This is a genomic window from Nocardia sp. NPDC004711, from assembly GCF_053601595.1.
Genome location: NZ_JBSGCB010000094.1, coordinates 1 through 19,176 on the forward strand (window position 1 = coordinate 1; position 19,176 = coordinate 19,176).

Consider the following 19,176-nt stretch of genomic DNA (forward strand, 5'->3'; position numbering starts at 1 on the left):
ACCAACCTGTTCGAGAACCTCAAGGACACCAGCGGGCGGATGGTGTTCGACGGCGGCCATGACATCAACGACCTCGACGTGCTGTTCATGACCGTCCCCGCGTTGGACAAGGACGCCGCCCGCGCCCAGGTCGCCACCACCTTGCAGCTGCTGCTGGAACGGGCCGGGCGCACCGCGAAAGACTTGCGGCGCAGCGTGATCCTGTTCATCGACGAACTCTCGGCGTTGACCACGAGGAAGGGATCGATCGGGGTCGAGGACATCGCTGAGCGTGGCCGTTCCCAGAAGATCGCCATGGTCTTCTGTGGTCAGTCCCCGGAATCGGTGGCCCCTGACGCCTGGTCGCTGGGACGACTGCTCAAAACCTGCGCCGGCGGCGTGATCCTCGGCTACCTGGAGAACGCGGGTGAGCTGTGTAAACACGCCGGATCGATCCCGGTCATGCTGCCGTCTCGGCATCTGATCAAGGGCCAGCGCCACGGTGACGAGGGCCAGGTGTCGGTGGGGGAGAAGTGGCTGGTCGACCCCGACCGGGTCCGACAGTTCGACACCGGCGACTTCGTGTTCTTCAAACGCGGCCATGCCCGCTTCGGCCGTGTCGTGCCACTCAACAAAGCCGAACAGTCCCGCCTGCCCGGCACCTCGCCCGCCCCCGTCCCGCGCACCGGCGACGATCCGACCCCCGCCACCGCATAACCCCTTCTGCCTGCGCGAATCCGATTGGAGCACAACCACTATGCGCATCTTCCGCGATTACGGCGACGATCACGACGATCACGACGACGAGCAGCCTCGGAAAGGCTTCGGCCGCGACGAGATCGCCGCCCAGGCCGATCTGCTGGCCGACGAGATCGCCCACTTCCTGTCCGATGCCGCCGGCGCCGCTGACCAGCGCCCGCCGGCCAAACCGATCCTGCGGCTGGTCCCGCCGCTCATCACACCGGAGCAGGCCAGCGCGGCCGCGCTCGTGGAAACCGGCGAACCCGCACCGGTACCGGCGGTCAAACCCCATACGCGGGGTCAGGTCTGGCGTGCGAGCGCGGCCGGTTCCTTCGTTGTGGTCGGTCTGGCCGCGGTAGCGGCGTGGGGACAGTCCGCCGAGGTCGGTGTCCCTGTCGCTGTCTACGGGCTGGGTTGGATCGCCTACCTGACCTGGAACGCCGCCCGCCATCCCTCCCTGACGTTGGCGCTGGCCGCGTTCACCGAACACCGGGCCGCCCGCGCCCAGCGCAGCACCCACTGACCCCCTCGATCCACGACCACTAAAGGAAGGGAAACACCATGCACACCACCACCTCCCAAGCGATCGGCCTCGGCGTTGCCGCTGGCGTTGTCGCCGGGATCGCGACCGTCGCGACGATCATCGCCATCGACGACTGGGATCTCGACACCCGGGTGTCGGAGGCCATCACGCGGTCGAGGATGACCGCGGCCGAGCGCACCGAACTCGCTGCGACCAAACGCCTGATCGACCAGCAGGCCCAGCAGCAGCGCGAACAGCGCGAACGAAACGAGATCTACAAGCGGTCGAAGTTCCGCGCGGACCTGCTATCGGGTACCCGATGCGAATTGACGGAACTCTCGCTGTCCGGGCTGATCTGCGAAATCCTCAACGCCCGCCGCGAAGTCCGTCGCGCCTGGGCCGCCGACCCCGCCACCGGCCGACGTGACTACTCCGTGCTGAACACCTGGACCGATCATCTCCAGGCCCTGCGCAGCGAATTCGACCACCGCCGCGACAACCCCGCCCCCGGACAGGCCATGTCCCTGCTGGACCGCATGCGCTGGCAGGCCGCCTACAGCTCCGTGCATGCCTACGACGAGGTCACCACCAGTACTCCCAGCCCCGACGGCGACACCACCGTCGCCGCGCAGTCCTGACGCAATCCCTATCCCAGAGAGGAACCCGATGTTCAAGACCCGGAGCGAGCCGATCCTGCCCGTCCCCAGCGAGTTGTACGACGAGATCGGTCAGCTCGGTGACCGGGTACGGGCGCTGCGCGAAGAGGTCATCCGTATCCGCGGCCAGTACGCGCAACTGGCGAAGTCCCCGAAGTCCCTGCGAGCGGATGAGCTCGGCGCACCGACCGATCCGCACGAGGCGGTCGTGCTCACCCACACCGCGTTGCGTGCCGTGGACCGCGACCTGGAAACCGTCGAGAAGGGCATCGGCTGGGCGCACGGCCCCGCGAGCCGGATCAGCCTCACCGACGCCGCAGTCGAGCACCGCGAACAGCAACTCGCCGCGCTACGTCCACCGATCGAACGCACCAGATAGACGAAAACCTCTGAAGTGGAAAGGAATCCGAACATCATGACAACCGATAGCGACCATGCCGCGCAGCTGGTCACGCAGTTCACCACACTCGTGGCCGAGTTCGCCGAGGTGACGGTGAAAGAGCGGCGAGCCTTCGATCTCGGTCTGCTCGACCCGGTGGCCACCATCGAGTTCACCGACGGCATGTTGCGCGGCCTGTGGGTCGCACTGGTGCTCGTCGTGCAGTGGGCGCCAGGTTCTGACGCCGAGCTGGGTCGGCGACTGCTGCAGGTCGAACAGCAGCTACCCGAGCATTTGCGCTGGCTCACCGATGACCGCGACCACCTCGACGGCGCGGTCGATGAGACGCCCGACGACTTCGCTGCCGAGGTCTACCAGCGCTCGCTGGGTGTCGACACCCCCCGCCGCGCCCACGACACCTTGGACACGGTCAACCGGGTGCTCAGCCGCGCCGACAACCCTGACTGGTCACTGAGCTGACCAAATCCTCTATTACCGAAAGGAATTTACACTCTTATGTCCGAAATCGATGAGATCGCCCGCGATACCGGCCGCACCTTCCGCGACGTGTTGACTGTCGCCGGCCAGTGGCTGCGCACCCTGCGCAGCGCCGATGGCCAGACGGGCAAGTTGACCCGTAAGCAGCGCCGTGAGCTGGCCGAGCAGATCATGGCCAAAGTCAAGGCCGAGCGGGTCACCGCCGCCTGGTACACCAAACGCGTCGCCGATTACCGCTCCGAACACTCGGTGGCCCAGTACCGGCGCGAAGCCGACCCGTTCTACACCGAACGCGACGCCGCCGTTGACACCGAACGCCTCGATGCGATGCGGCTGCGCATCGAGGAAAGCCTGGGCTCCTCGGTGTTGGGTGTCGAGCGGCGTGGGCAGGTGGTGATGGCGCTGGACAAGGCCACCCGTCACCCCTACACGATGAATCCCAGCTTCGGGGCGGTGTTCGCGCCGATGAACGAGCGCGACCGGCGCGATGCCCGTGCGGCCGCGGTCGAATCCGAGCAGTGGGTCAGCGCCCGTACCCAGGAGCTCGAACACGGGTTGGCCGGAATGACCGTGCACGAGCAGCCGGCCAGCCCTCGCCCGAGCGTCGAGGAACCCTCGCGGTCGGTGACCGGGCCGCAGTCGCTGTCGGGGCCGGAGCGGGAAGCCGCTATCGGTCGGGACCTGTTGCGTGACAACGCGATCCAGGCGATCCGGCATTCGCAGATGGAGTGGTTGCAAACCAATCCGGCCAGCAGACACGCTGGAGCGCGTGCCGACTACGGCCGCCGTGTCGCGGCCGAGCAGGCTGCCGCGGCGGGGTTGAGCGTCGAGCAGGTGCGGTGGGAGTTCGCCAACGCCGAAACCAACTCCCGTTGCCGGGTCACGATCGCCTCCCACGCCCCCAACGGCACTCAGCAGGTGATGCGCGGCTACTTCCCGAGCGAGACCGAGGCCGCGGCCTGGACCCACGACGCGGTGCAGATCCACTCCTGGACACCGGGCACCACCCTGGCGGTGCGGGCCCGTGAGACCGGGCGCCGGCACCCGTTCTATGTGGCCGAGGGCAACCGGGCCGACATCAGCCGCAGCGTCAGCGACTGGCACCGCGACACCCATCCGGAGCAGACTCAACCTCCCGACCACGGCAGAACCCGCGAAAACCCCGACACCGGCACCGATCCGCAGGATCTGGAGCGCCGGGTGCTGATGCTCCAGCGAGGCCTGGACGCGGTCACCACCGACCGTGACCAGCACAAGAAGCAACTGGAATCGGTACACGCCGAGCTGGATTCGTTGAAGAACAGCCAGCTGCGCGTCAGCCAGGACATGCGTGACCTGCGGTCGGATCTCGACGCCGCCCGCGCTGACCGGGATCGCTACCGCGGTGAACGCGACGAGGCCGTCACCAAGCTCCGCAGCGAACGCGCCGCCCGTGACCCGCAGCCCTCCAACGGAGCCGACAAGCCCCGTCCCCAGATGAGCCGGTGATCATGCACAGCGAACACGAAGAAGCCATGCGCTTCGACTTCCAGGACCGCGTCGCCCTGAGCTGGAAAGCGTTGCAGCCCGGAGTCACTGACGCCCAGATCAGCGAGATCGAGTGCCGCATGAGCGAATACGACCAGCGCTGGCAGGCGGGCCCGCACGCTATGGAGTGGGACTTCCTGCACGCCGCCTACACCGACTGGCGCGACCAGCCCCAGCTGATGGCCAAGTTCGCCGAGGACCTGCGCGTCAACCCGACCGTGTACGCCGACTACGGCCTGACCGATGTGCAGCGCCGCAGCCTCGACCAGGCCCGCACCATCGCCCACGAACAGCGCAGCGCCATCGACGCCCCGGACGCGTCGGCGCAGCGGCTGCCGATCCGAAGGGACCGGTGACCGCCATGGAACGAGAGCACGAAGAAGCCATGCGCAGCGACTTCCGGGAACGGACCGCGTTGCAGCACTCCGGCTATCAGTCGGGGGTGACCGAGGACCGGATCGATGAGATCTATGCCAAGACTCGGCAGATCGATGACCGGTGGAACTCGGGTCCGCACGCCGATCAGTGGCGGTATCTGTCGGATGCGTACGCCGATTGGCGCGACGCCCCCGACACCATGGACCGGTTCATCGACAACATCGAGTTCAACCGCGCCAAAGGCGAGGACTTCGGCCTGGACGAGGTGCAGCGGCGCAGCCTCTACCAGGCCCGCGAGTTGACCGAGCCGCACCGGGTACGCCCACGCGGCCGGGCCCAGCGGGAGCGCTGATCGGTCATGGATCACGATCCGGCTCAAGGGCGTTCGTGGCAGCTGATCACCGCTGCCCTGACCGCCGCCATGGGTCCGGGCCGGGACCGGGCACGGTGGACAGTGTTCCTGTGCCCGGTCCACGAGGCCGACGGACAACCCCACACCCCCTCCCTCGGCGTCCGCTACGACCCCACCCAGGGCAAAACCATCGTCCGCTGCTTCGCCCACTGCGACGACAAAGACGTCCTCGACCGGATCGGGCTCCGCGTGCGGGACATGTGGGACCGGCTCCCCGAACGCGGCCCGCATCAGGGCGAGCAGCGTGGGCAGCGGCGCCCACCATCGGGTGCTCAAAGGGCGCATCAGCAGCGGGTGTCGTTGGTGGACAAGGCGATCGACTACGCCCGGTTGCCGACCCCGTCCAAACCCGATCTCGGAGAAACGATCGGGCCAACCGAGACCGTGTGCACCTACGTCTACCGCAGCGCTGATGGGCACGTCGAAGGCGCGGTCACCCGCCGCAGCACCCCACACGAGTACGGGGACAGAAAGTCGTTCACCCAAGCCCACTGGAACGGAACCGACTGGGAACCCACCGGATTCGCGCCCATCCCGTACCGGCTGCCCGAAGTCCTCGACGGCATCGCAAGCGGGCGCGAGATCTACGTGTGCGAGGGCGAGAAGGACGCCACGCGGGCGATCGAGGCCGGACAGATCGCCACCTGCAACGCCATGGGCACCGGCTCCTGGACGCCCGAGCACGCGCGATGGCTCCACGGCGCCGGGCGGGTGATCGTGGTCGCCGACCGCGACCGTCCCGGCTACCTGCACGCCGCCAAGGTCGCCGAAACCCTGCACGGCCACGTCGGCGAAATCCGCGTGCTCCAAGCCGCCGCGGGCAAGGACCTGTCCGACCACCTCGACGCCGGCCACCACTTCACCGACCTGGAAATGGTGCCCTACCTCGACCGCCACTACCGCCAACCCCGAACCCAACAACAGCGGCACATCACCCGCAGCCGCTGACCCATCTATCGCAGATTCACCACAAAGGAGAAAACCGTCATGACCAGCACCAACTTCGGACAGCGATTCACCCGCGCCGCCGCGAAGATCCCCTCGGCGTTCGGCAAGAACACCACCCTCGGCACCACCGTCTACGGGCGCATCACCACGATCGGCGAGCAGCCCAAGCTCAAGTATGGCGGCGCTCCGGGCGAGGTGGACACCGACGAGCACGGCAACCCGATCATGCAGCTGTTCATCACTATCGAGACCCCGAACGGGCCGCGCAACCTGTATCCGACCAGCCGCATGGAGCAGGCCATCGGGCAGGCGATGAACGCCGCCGGCGTCACCGATTTCGATCCCGGCGCCACCTTGTCGGTCACCTACACCGGCCCCGACCCCGACAACGACAAGGCCCGCCTCTATACCGCCAAATACACCCCCGCCGTCACCAACGGCGGTGGCAGGTGACCGGCAACGACGCCGGATCGATCGTGGGGCGCACCAATGCCGTTACGCCCCACGGCACACCCCGAGTCGACACTGTCGCACCACCAGCAACCAGCCAGCACGGACGCGACACCACACCACCCGCGCCCCGCCCAAGGCCGGACGAGGCGCTCACGACCTTCCGTGAGGAGGCGATCATGACCACCGACCGCGACAGCCGCGACACCGTGTCGCAGCAGCCGCGCGACACCCGTCGCACACGCGACACCGATGCGACAGACCGCGGCGGCAAGGTCGTCGCATGGGCCGGATTCATATTCGGATCGGTGCTATCGATCGTGATGAACTGGCTACACACCTGGTTGCCCGCCGCAACGAAACCACACGGCTGGACGCCGGGAGTATGGCCGCAAATCGGTTCCGCCGTATGGCCAGTCGCGCTGCTGCTGGCCGTCGAAGCCCTCTCACGGGTCCGCTGGCGACCCGGTCTAGCGTGGGCGCTGGCCCGCTACGGCGGTGTCGGCACCGTCGCCGCCGGCTCGGCGCTCATCTCCTACGGCCACGTCCACGACGTCCTACAAAGCTGGGACTACGGCGCCCTGGGCTCGGCGGTTGGCCCACTGGTACTCGACGGGCTCATGGTCGCCAGCGGCTTCGCCCTACTCTCCGAAACCAGCTCACACACCACCAAAAGCGATACCGTGCCTGTTTCCCCGGTTGTGGTCGAGCCCGCCACGCCGGAGGGCGTTGCCGGCGGTGTCCTCGGGGCGGAATCACCTGCGCGACACCAGGACGCGACACCGCGACAGCCCGACGCGACGCGCGCGACACCAGGCGACAGTCCTGCGATAGCCCGCAACAGCGACGATCCGATTACGCGCGACGAGCACATCCTGGCGCTGCATGCCGCGGGTTGTTCCACACGCGAGATCGCAGACGAAATCGGTGTCCATCACTCCACTGTCGCGCGGGTTGTCGCACGCCACACCAGCAGCGACACCATCCGCGACACCTCCTCGGGGTTGCGGCTGATTCCGGCTTCGGCGAACGGTGAGGAAACCGCGCCATGACCGGTATCGAATGGACCGAAACGACCTGGAACCCGGTCACCGGCTGCGACCGCGTCAGCAGCGGCTGCACCAACTGCTTCGCGCTGTCGATGGCCAAGCGACTCAAGGCAATGGGCGCGGCGAAGTATCAGACCGACGGCCACCCCCGCACCTCCGGGCCCGGCTTCGCGGTGACGATTCATCCTGCGGCACTGCAGATCCCGCGCCGTTGGCGTTCCCCGAAGGTGGTGTTCGTCAACTCCATGTCGGACCTGTTCCACGCCCGGGTACCGGAAGCGTTCATCGGTGAGGTGTTCGAGGTGATTGCCTCGACGCCGCAGCACACCTACCAGGTGCTGACGAAACGGTCCCTGCGCGCCCGCCGCCTGGCCGAACGGCTGCCCTGGCCACCGAACCTGTGGATGGGCGTCTCGGTCGAAGATCAGGACACCCTCATCCGCGCGCAGCACCTACTGGAAATCCCTGCTGCAGTGCGCTTTCTGTCCTGCGAACCGCTACTGGGACCAGTGGATCTCACCGCGGTACCCAGCGGAATCGGGTGGGTGATCGCCGGCGGTGAATCCGGGCCAGGTGCCCGCCCGGTCTCCCCGCAATGGGTGCGAGGACTGCGCGACCACTGCGTGAGCGCCAGCGTCCCATTCTTCTTCAAACAGTGGGGCGGACGCACCCCCAAGCAGAACGGCCGACGCCTCGACGGCGAGATCTGGGACCAGTACCCACTGCGCCAGCAGTAAGCTCGCCCGCGCCGACAAGGCCCGTCCATCGACCCCGATGGACGGGCCTTACGCCATGTCTGGCTGCCGCGCCAGCAACAGCGAGGCATGGCGCATCTTCAGCGTCCTTCGGTGGGAATCGAACCTGCGACCTAGGGACCGTTCGGTGTCAACAACGTCGAAAGGCCTTGTCCACCTGCCGATCTGGTCGTCCAATGTCAGCTTTCCGCAACCGGACGAAATTTCGAAAGACGGTGCCGGGCGGTGATTTAGTGGGGTTGGATCTCTCTCGGAGCTGGTTGCCCTCCTTGACCATCGACCCTGAAGGGCGGAGCCCCATCCACAGTGCGGATGGGGCTCTCAAGATGGCGTGCGATCCGACGATTTACACGTCGAGGTCGAGCTCGCACTGGCATCCCAACTATTCGCTCCATCCGACCAGCTCTTGCCACAACATGCGACACTGACGACCACTTAGTTTAGAGCCATTTGGCAATGCAGAGTCCCATTCTCCATCGCTACGATTGGCGATCCATCTTCTGAGGTCGACAAAACTGTCTCCTTCCGCAGTCTCGCTCGACCATTGCATGCCAAGACCATTCGCGGCCGGCCGTGGAACGCCTCCAATTCGCATAGTTACAGCCTCTGGTGACGGCACGCCGTAAAATACCATTGCGCTTGAATATGCTGTGGAAGTATTGGCGCTCTGCCCAGGCGTAAGCAGCTTGTAGAGTGCGCTCATGCCCCATGGAATCTGGCCGACAAGCTTACTGTGAATATAATGTCCGGCGGCCCTGACCCGCTTGGGTGGAGGCTCGTGGAGGAACCAGCGCTCAGCAATCTTCGTTAGATTCTCTCCATTGACCCAGTCTCTAGTAATTCCGGCAACAGATTCTGAATTTAAGGGTGCATGTGGTTCGTCGGACCGTATACCTAGATCCAGCTCTGGGATATCGGCAATTACATCTATTACGCTTGCGAGTGCTCTTGTATCTGGCCCGAAGAGATTTCCGGCATCCCAGAATCCTTCTTGCCTGAACTCTGGATGCTCCCGTGACGCAGCGAACGCATAATTGACCGAGGGGATGCTGAATCCAGTATTGTCAGCAAGCGCGATGTAGCCTGGTTCGTAATCACCGATCTGCGCCATGAATCCCCGAGATATCGAGATCAGCTGGTCGGCAAGTCTACGGTCGGTTTCCTTTGTCTGGTGATATACCAGACTCGAGCGCAATATCTCCTCAATGTCCCTGGAGGTCTCCTCTACGCCCGCCACTCGAGCCACGTGGGCGAGATACTGAAGAAACACTGCCAGTGCGGAATTCTCGCGCACGAATTTGAGGTCAAATCGATCGACTACGCTTGAGACTTGCCCGGTCGCAGTCATCAGGTGGCTGCAAATATCGACCGCTTGTTTTCTGAGGAACTCTTGAACCTCATCGCGGTCGCTATTGGTAAGGGTTGGGAATACTATTAGCCCTACAGTATCTTTGAGGGCCCGTCCTGCACGTCCCGCGATATTCCAGAACTCGGAATAGCTAAGCTCCTGGTATCTCTGGCCTCTACCCTGTGGTTTGGTCGTAGTCTCCAGAATCACGGAACTGATTGGAAAGTTCAACCCCTGTGCGAGAGTTGTCGTCCCGCACACAATATCGACGTCGCCTTTGTCTATAAGGGCCTCAAGTAGATATCGAAGGTCATGCGAAAGGCCTGCATGGTGATAAGTCACCCCGCAGTGCAACTGTTTTACCAATGGATGTTGCGAGCCCAGTTCTAGCGCAGCATAGTTCGCCACAGCAGTAGCAAAGCGCGAGAGTTTACGTGGAGATCGGAGGGCCGCAATCGATGCTGCACGCTGCTCGGCTGTACCGCGTCCGCGGGCCAGCACCAAAACAGAGCCATTCTTTGACAACTCAACGGCCGCAAGCGCACTAGTATGCTGCTTACCGGGTGCGGGTTCTTCGGCGGCGATTTCCAGCAACTCTACGGTGCGTCCTGCTGGGACATCGACATTGTCGGCGCTCTCCATTGTGTAGAGTTGCAAAATGCGCGGACCATTCCGTATCTTTTTCCACCACGTGCTTGCAACCACCCGCTCACTGGGGCGCCAGTTAACCGCGATCGTTGCATCGGCACCGTCGCCAAGCCATCGGCTGAGCTCGCTTGCGTTTGGAACAAACGGGGTGAGCATGAGAAACCGCGTTTCAGGGCGTTCCCGCTTTATCGTCCCCAGAAGCAATTCCATCCGTACACCGCGGTTGCCTTCGCTCAGATTGTGAGCTTCATCAACCACTGCGAGAGATATCTGTCTGACCGCAGCATGGTCAGCTTTTATTAGGAGGTCAAGCTTCTCCGGTGTGCAAACAAGGATGTCAATCTTCTGTTTAAGGAGCTGATCCTCGGTAGGATCCAGCTCAAATACAGGAGCCGCTGATTCTACAACCATCTTGAGCGGGGAGAAGTCGCGTCGCAGCCTCTGTGTTATTTGATTGACGAGCGCCCTTGTTGGAACAACGTATACCACTGTTGAGCTACGATTTAGCGCGTGAGCCTGCACGATGCTAAATTCGGCAACGAGTGTCTTTCCGGCCGACGTGGGCATCTCGACGACAATCGCACGACGCGCTGGATCGAGCAAGTGCTGATCCAGCGCTGCTCGCTGACTGGGCCACAACTCCAGTGTCGGATCTGGCCTGTCAGTCGAGGCTAGAGAGCTTACGAATTCCCTAAAATCTTGACCCAGGCTTGTTGTGTTCCTCCAAATGCTTGAAGCAACGATTGCCCGACAGGCGCGAACGACCAACTCCGAAGTTCCGCTAAACGGCTCGTCTGGACGGATCTTAAACAGATCGTGAAGGTTTCGCTCGTGCTTATCTATCTGAATATCCGGATCGGAAGGTTGGCCGCTGACGGTGTACGTCGAAGCGATCTCGACAATTTTTGCGAGATTAAATCTAGCAATCAATCGTACGCCAGCGATCGTCTTATCGTCGATCCCCGCTAGATACTCATTCTGCCGGTTTTGATGGTGCTCTCGCAGTTGAAGAATTGCGCTCCTGGAATCGTTCAAATCTTTCCAGCCGTCGCGACGTGCGAGCAACAAGAATGCGCGCAGAATGTCGATCTCAAGCACAGAGTCCAGGGGAGTTTCAGAATCTATTAGAGCTTCGCGATACGGAATTTCGAGTTCACGAAGGGCGAGCATTACTTCCGGTCGTCGGTTCGCTAGTATCCCGTCCGCCGCCAAACGAACAAGATGAGTCAGTTGCTCGTAACTTCCTCGTTCTCCCGGCATTCGTCGGCAAAGGAATGCGTGCTCCCAAAGATAGCTGATGTTACTTTCGTTGCCAGTGTCGGCTGCAACGTTCTCAAGTGTATTGGCCAGAAGATCGAGTTCAAATTGCCCATGATAGTATGCCGGCTCGTTCGAAGTTCCGATCCTGGAAAGCAGAAATGCTGTACAAGAATCCTGTGCAGCTTGAGCTGCTCCGGTTTCCTCGAGGAGTTCTTTTACATTCCAACCAGTCATGCGACATCCCGTGCATGCTTGTAAACCTTGTCTGCGAATTCTTCGATCGAGCTCGGCAGTCGAAGGATAATGAAAAGAATATCCGCTGGCTTGTATTCGTCGGGATTAGTTTTAAAGCATCCGTAATCGTTCTTGCCGTATGTGCCGGCAGCGCGAACGAGGATTGGTACAGCGATTGGAGGGGGTGATGATGTCTGAGTAAGAACAATCATCGCTTTTGCTACGTGAGGCTTCATCGAAAGATCGGCATGCTTAAGAGACCAGGTTAGCTCTTCGAGGAGCTTTTTCTTACTTCCCACCCTTGCTTTGATCTGATCATGCATGCTGTCGCCTCCGCCACTAACAACCTTTGGTGGACTTTCCCGGGCTGAAGATGCCTTCACCTCGCAAATTACTGAACGCATTTTTGGATGCATCCATAATCCGAAAATATCCAAGCCGCGGGTCGGTTGTCCTGGAACCTCTTTCTCTTTTATTCGTGAAGCAGGTATCACTACGTTGTGAATAGTCTTGAGTGCATCATACGCTAGAATCTCTGCAACTTCATTTCGAGGTGTCTCAAGATGTATCTTTGTGGCATCTGGGTTGATCTGCGGTATGACTGCCTGACGGATATCGTCCAGTAGTTGGTCGAGTGAGTCGGCCGAGACGACGGTATCAAGGTCACTGGCTGCCTGAGTTAGGGAGGCCAAGGTTTGCTCGGGATCAACGTATAGGTCACGTACTAGGCGCGCGATTTCGGCTATCAGGTCGTCGTCGTCCTCGACGTCGTAACACTGATAACGATGAGCCCCGTCGGACTCGTCACTGACCTGTTGATAGCGACCGGCCATGCATCCCCCCTATCCGTCTAAGTGTCGCTGACTTGGACGGCTACTCGTTCGATAGCACGCTTACGTTACCGAGCGGACACGCAACTTGACTGAAGCTGGCAGAGAATCAACGCATTGTTGGCACAGAATGTCTGTGTGCGAGCAGCCGGAGCCAGGCAGGCGCAAGTAATACTGGGTTCATGGTCGCCACGCTCACAGTCTCAACTCTCGTCGAGGCCGCTCGACGGGTCGGTGTCGAGCTGCGAGAGGTCACATCCGGCGGGAACTTGTACGTCTGGCATACGCCGACTCTGGAGCTGGCCGTGCTCTACGTTGGGAAGTCCGCCTCGGACGCGCGCCTCAAGGAGGAGCGGAGCTGGCAGTACGGTGGCGACCCGACTACGGTGATCCTGTCAGGCATCGTCACGCTGCTACGAGTGAATAGAGCTGTGCCACAGGCGCTCTTGTACGACCCGGTAACCTTTGACGGCGGTCGATGGCGCAGCGTCCGTGAGAGCTATGGCTGGAACGGAACGGCGTTCGATTTGCTCGAGGCTGCCTTGCCCGAGGGGGAACCCCTACCTGTCACTGAGGTCGAGAAACTTCTTGTCCGGATCGCAGTTCGGTACGGCGCACCGATTGGCAACTCGCAGTTCGCATCTCAGTGGGAGGGTCCGATTAACACCGTGTCCGACACCCTCGCGGCCTTGGCTGTCGGCGCAGATCAGGCGTTTGTGGTGCCTGGTCCGATGGGAGTCGGAGCCGACAGTCCTCACGCCGGCATCGAGCGCTAGGAATCGGCGCGGATCACGGGTGGTTCTTCCTGCTTTCACTGGCTACTGGCTGCCGGGATAGCTCGTTGGAGCGTGGCTCACTGACTAGGGGCGCGACCGATGCCGGCGCCGCTGGCAGAGGCTTTCATGCATGGCCGATTGCATACGGGTTCTCCGCATTGGCCGCTTCGGTAGACATTCATCTCATCGGCCAGCCGATCCAAGGGTCCTGAGGTGCTCCGTTCGCCTGTCGGGCAAAGATTTTCGATGCGCACTGGTTTCGGAACGGATGCACACTGGATGCACAACGAATGCACACAAGCGTTGCGATGAAAGTGCGATACGAAATCGCTGTGACCTGTGGGTTTGGTGGTGGTCCGCCTCCCGCCTGATCGCCACTATCTCCCGCTTCGCTGAAGATAGTGGCGATCAGGCGGGAGGCAAACCACCACCAAACAGTTGAGAGCAGAAGGAGACAGGAACCAGGGAGGGGAGACCACAAGCAAGAGAGACCACAAGGAGGACCACAAAGAGAGGACCACAAGGGGCGGGGTTGGCATGGCACGGTGCGTTGGGAGCGGGGCGCGTCGAGTGACGAAACCACAAGCAGGGGCGCGAGCACGGACATCACGTCGGTAGGGACGTCAGTGCCGAATATGGACCACAACAAGGAGATTCGGCCAGCGTTGGAATTTGATGGCTGTGCGACAACATATTTGATGCATAGAGATCAATCCGGTGATGCCTGCGCATCAATCGGAACATGATTTCCGCAGGTCAAACATGATGTGGGGTAGTCAATTTCGGTAGAATTGGTGCATAGTAATCAATTCTCGGAGGTGTGGCGTGAATGCCATTTCGAGTCCTCTTGTCGTAGCGATCGAATCGGTGTGGGTGGATCTGCGTGCCCGTCATCCCGATATCCCCGATGTGGTGGTGACGATGGCGTCGGGATCGATGGGCCGGCGCGGAGTGCTGAAGCTGGGGCATTTCGGCCCCGACCGGTGGAAGGTCGGCCAGCAGGTGATGCCTGAATTGTTCGTCGGTGGTGAGGGTTTGGCGATGGGCGCGCGTGATGTGCTCGGAACGCTGCTGCACGAAGCTGTGCATGGCGCGGCGCGTACCCGCGGGATCGAGGACACCAGCCGCGCCGGTGCCTACCACAACGGGAAGTTCCGCGACATCGCCCGAGAATTCGGGCTCACGGTCGAACGTGACCGCGATCGGGGCTGGACGGTCACGATCGTGCCCGATGCCACCGCCGACACCTACCAGCGGCAGATCCGCACACTCGACGCCGCCATCATCGCCTATCGCCGCGACGAGCACGAGCCCGCCGAGGGTGGGGGAGAGGACGGTGAGGACGGTGGTAAGTCCGGCAAGGCCCCGCGCAACGGGCGCGCCCTGGTCTGTACCTGCATGCCGGCGCGGCGGGTGCGGGCCGCGCAGAAGACCATCGACGCCGGGCCGATCCTGTGCGGCGTGTGCCGTGAGCCCTTCGTTGCCGCCATGTCCGGCGAGGATTGATGGCTGAGCATCAACCGTTGATGCCTACGCATCAACAACGAGCGAGCCGCCGGTGAGGTAGCAGGGTCACGGATCATGTTGGCCGCCAGTCATATACACCAAAGCGAGTAAATTAGTAAATGGAAGTGCTTCGGGGCTTGGACACTCCGGTCACTTCCTCTCTCCCACGAAAGTTGAAGGAAGACAGTGATGTTGGATTTGATGGATTGGTTTTGCGGTGCGGGTGGGTCGAGCCAGGGTGCGCACGCGGTGCCCGGGGTGCGGGTCTCGCGGGCGGCGAATCATTGGGCGCGTGCGATCGAGACGCACGCGGCGAATTTCCCCGAGACTGATCACCACCTGGGTGATATCCGTGAGGCGCCGGTGGAGAAGTGGCCTGCGGCGGATTTGTTCTGGGCCAGCCCGGAATGCCCGCAGTGGTCTTCGGCGCGCGGCAAGGCCCGCGACTATGACCACACGATGCAGGGCGACCTGTTCGATACCCCGCGTGATGAGGAGGCCGACCGTAGCCGCGCTCTGATGGAGGAGGTGCCGATGTATCTGCGCGGGGTGATCGGGCGCGGCGGCAAGGTCCGCGCCGGGGTGGTCGAGAACGTGGTTGAGGTCCGGGCGTGGGATCAGTGGAACCGGTGGCTGGGGGAGATCCGTGCCCTGGGCTATCACACGCGGGTGATCGCGCTGAATTCGATGCACGCCCAGTCGATCCGTACCCCGGTCGCGCCGCAGAGCCGCGACCGGCTGTATGTGGCGTACTGGGACGCGTCGCTGGGGCGCAGCCCGGATTGGTCGAAGTGGCTGCGCCCGTTGTCGTTCTGCGCCGACTGCGGGGAGTGGGTGTCGGCGATGCAGGTGTTCAAGACCGAGGGTGCCGATATGGGCCGCTACCGCCAGCGGTACGTCTACCGGTGTCCGCGTGTGAGCTGCCGCAACCGGGTCCTAGAGCCGCCCGCCCTTCCGGCCGCCGCGGCGATCGACTGGAATCTGTCCGGGCAGCGTATCGGGGATCGTGTGAAGCCGTTGGCGGACAAGACGATGGCGCGGATCATGACCGGGTTGCGTCGCTACGCCGCCCAGCTGCCGATGACGGTTCCCGCCGGAGGCACCTGGCGCGACGAGGCAACACCTGTCACGAGCCCCCTTCCGGCGCGCACGACCCGCGAGAACGACGGGCTGATGATCCCGCCCCGCTTCTTCCACCGGCTACAAGCAGCTGACACGGCGACGATGCCGCCGGCGTTGGTCGTGCCGATGGAGGGACGTGACGGCAAAGAGCCTCAGCCGGTGAGCGTTCCGCTACGCACGCAGACCACCCGTGCTGAGACCGGGCTGGCGTTCTTGCCGTTCGTGACCGAGCTGCGCGGCGGCAGCAGCGACGCCCGCCCGGTCACTGATGCGTTCTCGACGGTGACCGCCAGCGGCAACCACCACGGCCTGGTGTCCCCGCCGACCGATGTGCCGCGCCAGGTGTGGCAGGCACTGATGATCCCGTACTACGGCACCGGTGCCGCGTACCCGGTTGACCGGCCGATGGGCGCGCTGTCGACGCGGGACCGCTCCGCGGTGGTCGAGGCGCTCACCGACTGCGATATCGCTGATGTCCGGTTCCGGATGTTCCAGCCGGGCGAGATCGGTGCGGCGATGGCGTTCGTCGACGGCTACACCGTGTTGGGTACCAAGCGTGAGCAGGTTCGCCAGTACGGTAACGCGGTCACTCCGCCGGTCGCGGAGATCCTGGTTTCGGCGCTGGTGGAAGCCGTGACCGGTGAGGACATCGACCGCTGAGCTGCTTGAGTGCGGGGGAGGGCGGCTGGTAACCCGTGGTCGTGCGGCCACGGTTGGACGTACCAGCCGCCCGGGTGCCCCACGAAAGGAAGGCACCGCCACTGTAGCGCCGGCGCGACAACCCCAGGAGCCCACCATGATCGGACACCCGCGGGCCGCCGGCGCGCGGGCACGGGCAGAGGCCGCCGACAATGAAGCCATGGCACAGTTGGTGACCCTTGCCGAATGGGCACAACAGCACGGGCTGACGTTGACCACCGTTCGCAACCAATGGGTCTACCTCCAGGGCTTCCCTGAGCCCGTGGGGCATCAAGACCGTGCCGCGGGCACCGGTAGCGGCGGACGCAGCCGCGAATACGACCAGGCGCACCTCGACGACTGGCTCACGCGCTGGCACGCGCAGGGCCGGCCCGCCCGGCTCGCGATGCCCGAGAACCCCGAGGAATACCGGACATTGGGCGCGATCGCCCGCCTGGTCGGCGTCGCCGGCGCGACCATCACCCAATACCGCGCCCTCATCGACCAAACCGCCGAGCACGAGGACCGCGGCGCGCGCCGACGCTACCGCACCCGAGACGTCGTCGACTTCCTCAACGAGCGCCCCGGGCACGGCCGCAGCAATGACCCGAGCAGCGACCGACGCCGCGGCACCACGCGCTGAAACTCCGTGCCAGTTTCGCGGGCCCTGAAAGGCACGGTGGTCTTCGTGGCGTGGCGCCGTGCACGTACTCGGTTGCGTCAGCAAACTATGTCTGATGATCTACGATTTGGCCGAATGCCTGGAAATCCGTGCCGCACACCGCTTCTCTGACAACCGCTTTAGCTGGCACTGGGGTTGGTGTGCAGTCGATACATCCGATTCCTCGGCGGTGGGCATCGTGACCGCCCATCAGGTCACAACGCCTGTGCCGGAAGTTCGAATTCCCTATGCCGTCGTGAACATCGTGTATGCCCGTAAGCACTCTGGCCTCGGCGTCAATCTCCTTGTTCATGCACGAGATGAACTGGCGCGATGGGATGCTGGCCCGGTCACGCTGTACCGGTCCGGCACATCTACGCCCAAGGGACAGGCGGCATGCGACGCCGCTGAACTCGCGCTCGACCCCCAGCGGCAGCATCTGCTCGATGTAGGCAAATTGGAGCTACTTCCGTACAAGGAAGAGCATGCAATCTACTGGGGTCGCCGTCATCTTGAGACCGCAGCTGACTGGTTCTGCATCCGTCCCATCCCTGTCAAAGCCGAGGAGATCGGTCTGCTGAACCGGCTTCCCGAGGGATACGCCGCCAGTACTGAGGTCAATACGCGAACACGTCCGAAATCCCCAGGATGTCTAACGTGACCCGGCATGGTAGATAGTCGAAGGACTGTTGAATCAATGTGTCAACGCCCTGTCGAGTCGCTTCATCCAACTCGTTGTGCAGCAGCGATACCAGGTATCTGACGTCTGCGGCTGCATACTCGAGCTGCGCGGCGGACAACTCCGTGCTGAGCCAATCAGATTGTTGCTGTTCCTTGCTGATTCGTACACCCAGTCGCCGCGCAAGCGTCGGCATCAAGCTGTGACTCTTTGAATCCAACTCAGGACTGAGGATCTTCGAGGCCACCTTCGTACACGCGACGTTCCGCGGTGACAGCCGCCACTGATACGCCATGAACCTGAGGTCGAACGGCGCGTGATGGAAGATCTTCAGAAGCGACTGGTCCTCAAGCAAGCTGGCGAGTCTCGTTGGCCGCTCATTGCCTCCGAGTTGTACCAACGCCACCGCCGAGCCAGCGGCGACCTGGACAGTCGCGATCCGGTCGGTACGCCAATCGAGACCGGTGGTTTCGATGTCCCACGCGATCGCCTCTTCCGCCTGGCAAAGTCGGTAGAAGTTCTCGTCCACGTCTTGCCGGTAGAGGCGTGTCCAGGGAGTGCTCTGCTTCTCCATCAATGACCTCCTACGGTGCCAAGCGGCTCTCTTCCGCTATGGCGTCGATATCCTTGCGGACGAAGCTGAACAATGAGCCGCCGTCCACAACGAAGGCTGGCACATAGCTCTGACGTTCTTTGGTGTGCGAGTACAGGACGATGACTGCCTGCTGAGTACCGAATCGATAGCAGCTGTACATGACGTCTCCTGGGCGCACGTACACCTGGATGGGCGCACCCCCGACGGTGCCCATCGAACGGAAATCGGTGATGGCTTCTTTGACCTTGCTCTGAACCTCGGCGGGTGTCGTGCTGAATCGAGTGGCGAGGTTACTCATCGTTGCCGCGTCGTCGGGGTCTGGCAGGAAGACCCGGACACAGGCCGAGGGCTTGGACGCGATTCGAACGATGTGTCGCCGGTTCGTATTGCGCCAGGTGGCCCCGTATGCCACCACGATGTCGAGGTTTTCGACGTTAGCGAGCAGGTCGGAGAGATATTGTCAAATCCTGTGGATGACGTTGTTTCAGGCGACTTCCGTTGCGCCTGAACGGTCTCCGTCCTTTGGGGTGATGTCGATGGGTCG

General features: G+C 62.8%; 21 protein-coding genes. 17 read left to right on the forward strand and 4 right to left on the reverse strand.

The window, feature by feature from the left end; all coding sequences use genetic code 11:
- From ACWEKS_RS45790 to ACWEKS_RS45845, 12 genes are all read left to right on the forward strand, one after another.
- On the forward strand, positions 1-696 hold a 696-nt coding region (locus tag ACWEKS_RS45790), incomplete at its 5' end, for a hypothetical protein (RefSeq protein WP_452345969.1).
- Between the two features lie 40 nt (positions 697-736).
- On the forward strand, positions 737-1,243 hold the full coding sequence (locus tag ACWEKS_RS45795) for a hypothetical protein (RefSeq protein ID WP_452345970.1): 507 nt from the start codon (positions 737-739) through the stop codon (positions 1,241-1,243).
- Positions 1,244-1,281: 38 nt separating this feature from the next.
- Positions 1,282-1,881, forward strand: a complete 600-nt coding sequence (locus ACWEKS_RS45800) for a hypothetical protein (protein WP_452345971.1) — start codon at positions 1,282-1,284, stop codon at positions 1,879-1,881.
- A 28-nt stretch (positions 1,882-1,909) separates the two neighbouring features.
- Positions 1,910-2,278 (forward strand): hypothetical protein, encoded by a 369-nt coding sequence (locus ACWEKS_RS45805; protein ID WP_452345972.1) that lies wholly within the window; start codon positions 1,910-1,912, stop codon positions 2,276-2,278.
- A 36-nt stretch (positions 2,279-2,314) separates the two neighbouring features.
- Positions 2,315-2,758: a hypothetical protein gene (locus ACWEKS_RS45810; protein WP_452345973.1), complete on the forward strand. Its 444-nt coding sequence runs from the start codon at positions 2,315-2,317 to the stop codon at positions 2,756-2,758.
- Positions 2,759-2,794: 36 nt separating this feature from the next.
- On the forward strand, positions 2,795-4,264 hold the full coding sequence (locus ACWEKS_RS45815) for a hypothetical protein (protein ID WP_452345974.1): 1,470 nt from the start codon (positions 2,795-2,797) through the stop codon (positions 4,262-4,264).
- 2 nt (positions 4,265-4,266) lie between these two features.
- On the forward strand, positions 4,267-4,659 hold the full coding sequence (locus ACWEKS_RS45820) for a hypothetical protein (protein WP_452345975.1): 393 nt from the start codon (positions 4,267-4,269) through the stop codon (positions 4,657-4,659).
- Between the two features lie 5 nt (positions 4,660-4,664).
- Positions 4,665-5,033 carry a hypothetical protein gene (locus ACWEKS_RS45825; protein WP_452345976.1) on the forward strand — a complete coding sequence of 123 codons (369 nt, stop codon included), beginning with the start codon at positions 4,665-4,667 and terminating at the stop codon, positions 5,031-5,033.
- 6 nt (positions 5,034-5,039) lie between these two features.
- Entirely contained in the window at positions 5,040-6,041 is a 1,002-nt protein-coding gene (locus tag ACWEKS_RS45830; RefSeq protein WP_452345977.1) for a toprim domain-containing protein, read from the forward strand.
- 39 nt (positions 6,042-6,080) lie between these two features.
- Positions 6,081-6,494 (forward strand): hypothetical protein, encoded by a 414-nt coding sequence (locus tag ACWEKS_RS45835; RefSeq protein WP_452345978.1) that lies wholly within the window; start codon positions 6,081-6,083, stop codon positions 6,492-6,494.
- Positions 6,491-7,543 carry a helix-turn-helix domain-containing protein gene (locus ACWEKS_RS45840; protein ID WP_452345979.1) on the forward strand — a complete coding sequence of 351 codons (1,053 nt, stop codon included), beginning with the start codon at positions 6,491-6,493 and terminating at the stop codon, positions 7,541-7,543. The genes ACWEKS_RS45835 and ACWEKS_RS45840 overlap by 4 nt, the downstream gene beginning before the upstream one ends.
- Complete coding sequence (locus ACWEKS_RS45845; protein WP_452345980.1) at positions 7,540-8,277, forward strand: DUF5131 family protein; 738 nt, start codon at positions 7,540-7,542, stop codon at positions 8,275-8,277. The genes ACWEKS_RS45840 and ACWEKS_RS45845 overlap by 4 nt, the downstream gene beginning before the upstream one ends.
- Before the next feature lie 400 nt (positions 8,278-8,677).
- On the opposite strand, the gene ACWEKS_RS45850 is transcribed toward ACWEKS_RS45845, so the two are convergent.
- On the reverse strand, positions 8,678-11,785 hold the full coding sequence (locus ACWEKS_RS45850) for a DEAD/DEAH box helicase (RefSeq protein WP_452345981.1): 3,108 nt from the start codon (positions 11,783-11,785) through the stop codon (positions 8,678-8,680).
- The gene (locus ACWEKS_RS45855; protein ID WP_452345982.1) at positions 11,782-12,618 is read right to left on the reverse strand and encodes a hypothetical protein; all 837 of its coding nucleotides are present in this window, start codon (positions 12,616-12,618) and stop codon (positions 11,782-11,784) included. Before ACWEKS_RS45855 ends, ACWEKS_RS45850 begins: the two co-directional genes overlap by 4 nt.
- 179 nt (positions 12,619-12,797) lie before the next feature.
- On the opposite strand from ACWEKS_RS45855, the gene ACWEKS_RS45860 reads away from it, so the two are divergent.
- The 5 genes from ACWEKS_RS45860 (at position 12,798) to ACWEKS_RS45880 (ending at position 18,019) form a co-directional block, all read left to right on the forward strand.
- On the forward strand, positions 12,798-13,391 hold the full coding sequence (locus ACWEKS_RS45860; protein ID WP_452345983.1) for a hypothetical protein: 594 nt from the start codon (positions 12,798-12,800) through the stop codon (positions 13,389-13,391).
- 825 nt (positions 13,392-14,216) lie between these two features.
- Positions 14,217-14,897, forward strand: coding sequence for a hypothetical protein (locus ACWEKS_RS45865; protein WP_452345984.1), 681 nt, complete (start codon positions 14,217-14,219; stop codon positions 14,895-14,897).
- A 189-nt stretch (positions 14,898-15,086) separates the two neighbouring features.
- Entirely contained in the window at positions 15,087-16,679 is a 1,593-nt protein-coding gene (locus ACWEKS_RS45870) for a DNA cytosine methyltransferase (protein WP_452345985.1), read from the forward strand.
- A 136-nt stretch (positions 16,680-16,815) separates the two neighbouring features.
- Positions 16,816-17,340 (forward strand): hypothetical protein, encoded by a 525-nt coding sequence (locus ACWEKS_RS45875; protein WP_452345986.1) that lies wholly within the window; start codon positions 16,816-16,818, stop codon positions 17,338-17,340.
- Positions 17,341-17,434: 94 nt separating this feature from the next.
- Positions 17,435-18,019, forward strand: coding sequence for a hypothetical protein (locus ACWEKS_RS45880; protein ID WP_452345987.1), 585 nt, complete (start codon positions 17,435-17,437; stop codon positions 18,017-18,019).
- Here ACWEKS_RS45880 and ACWEKS_RS45885 read toward each other — a convergent pair.
- A complete protein-coding gene (locus tag ACWEKS_RS45885; protein WP_452345988.1) occupies positions 17,976-18,611 on the reverse strand; it encodes a ribonuclease D in 636 nt (211 codons plus the stop codon). The genes ACWEKS_RS45880 and ACWEKS_RS45885 overlap by 44 nt on opposite strands.
- Before the next feature lie 10 nt (positions 18,612-18,621).
- Positions 18,622-19,047 carry a hypothetical protein gene (locus ACWEKS_RS45890; protein ID WP_452345989.1) on the reverse strand — a complete coding sequence of 142 codons (426 nt, stop codon included), beginning with the start codon at positions 19,045-19,047 and terminating at the stop codon, positions 18,622-18,624.
- Between the last annotated feature and the right edge of the window lie 129 nt (positions 19,048-19,176).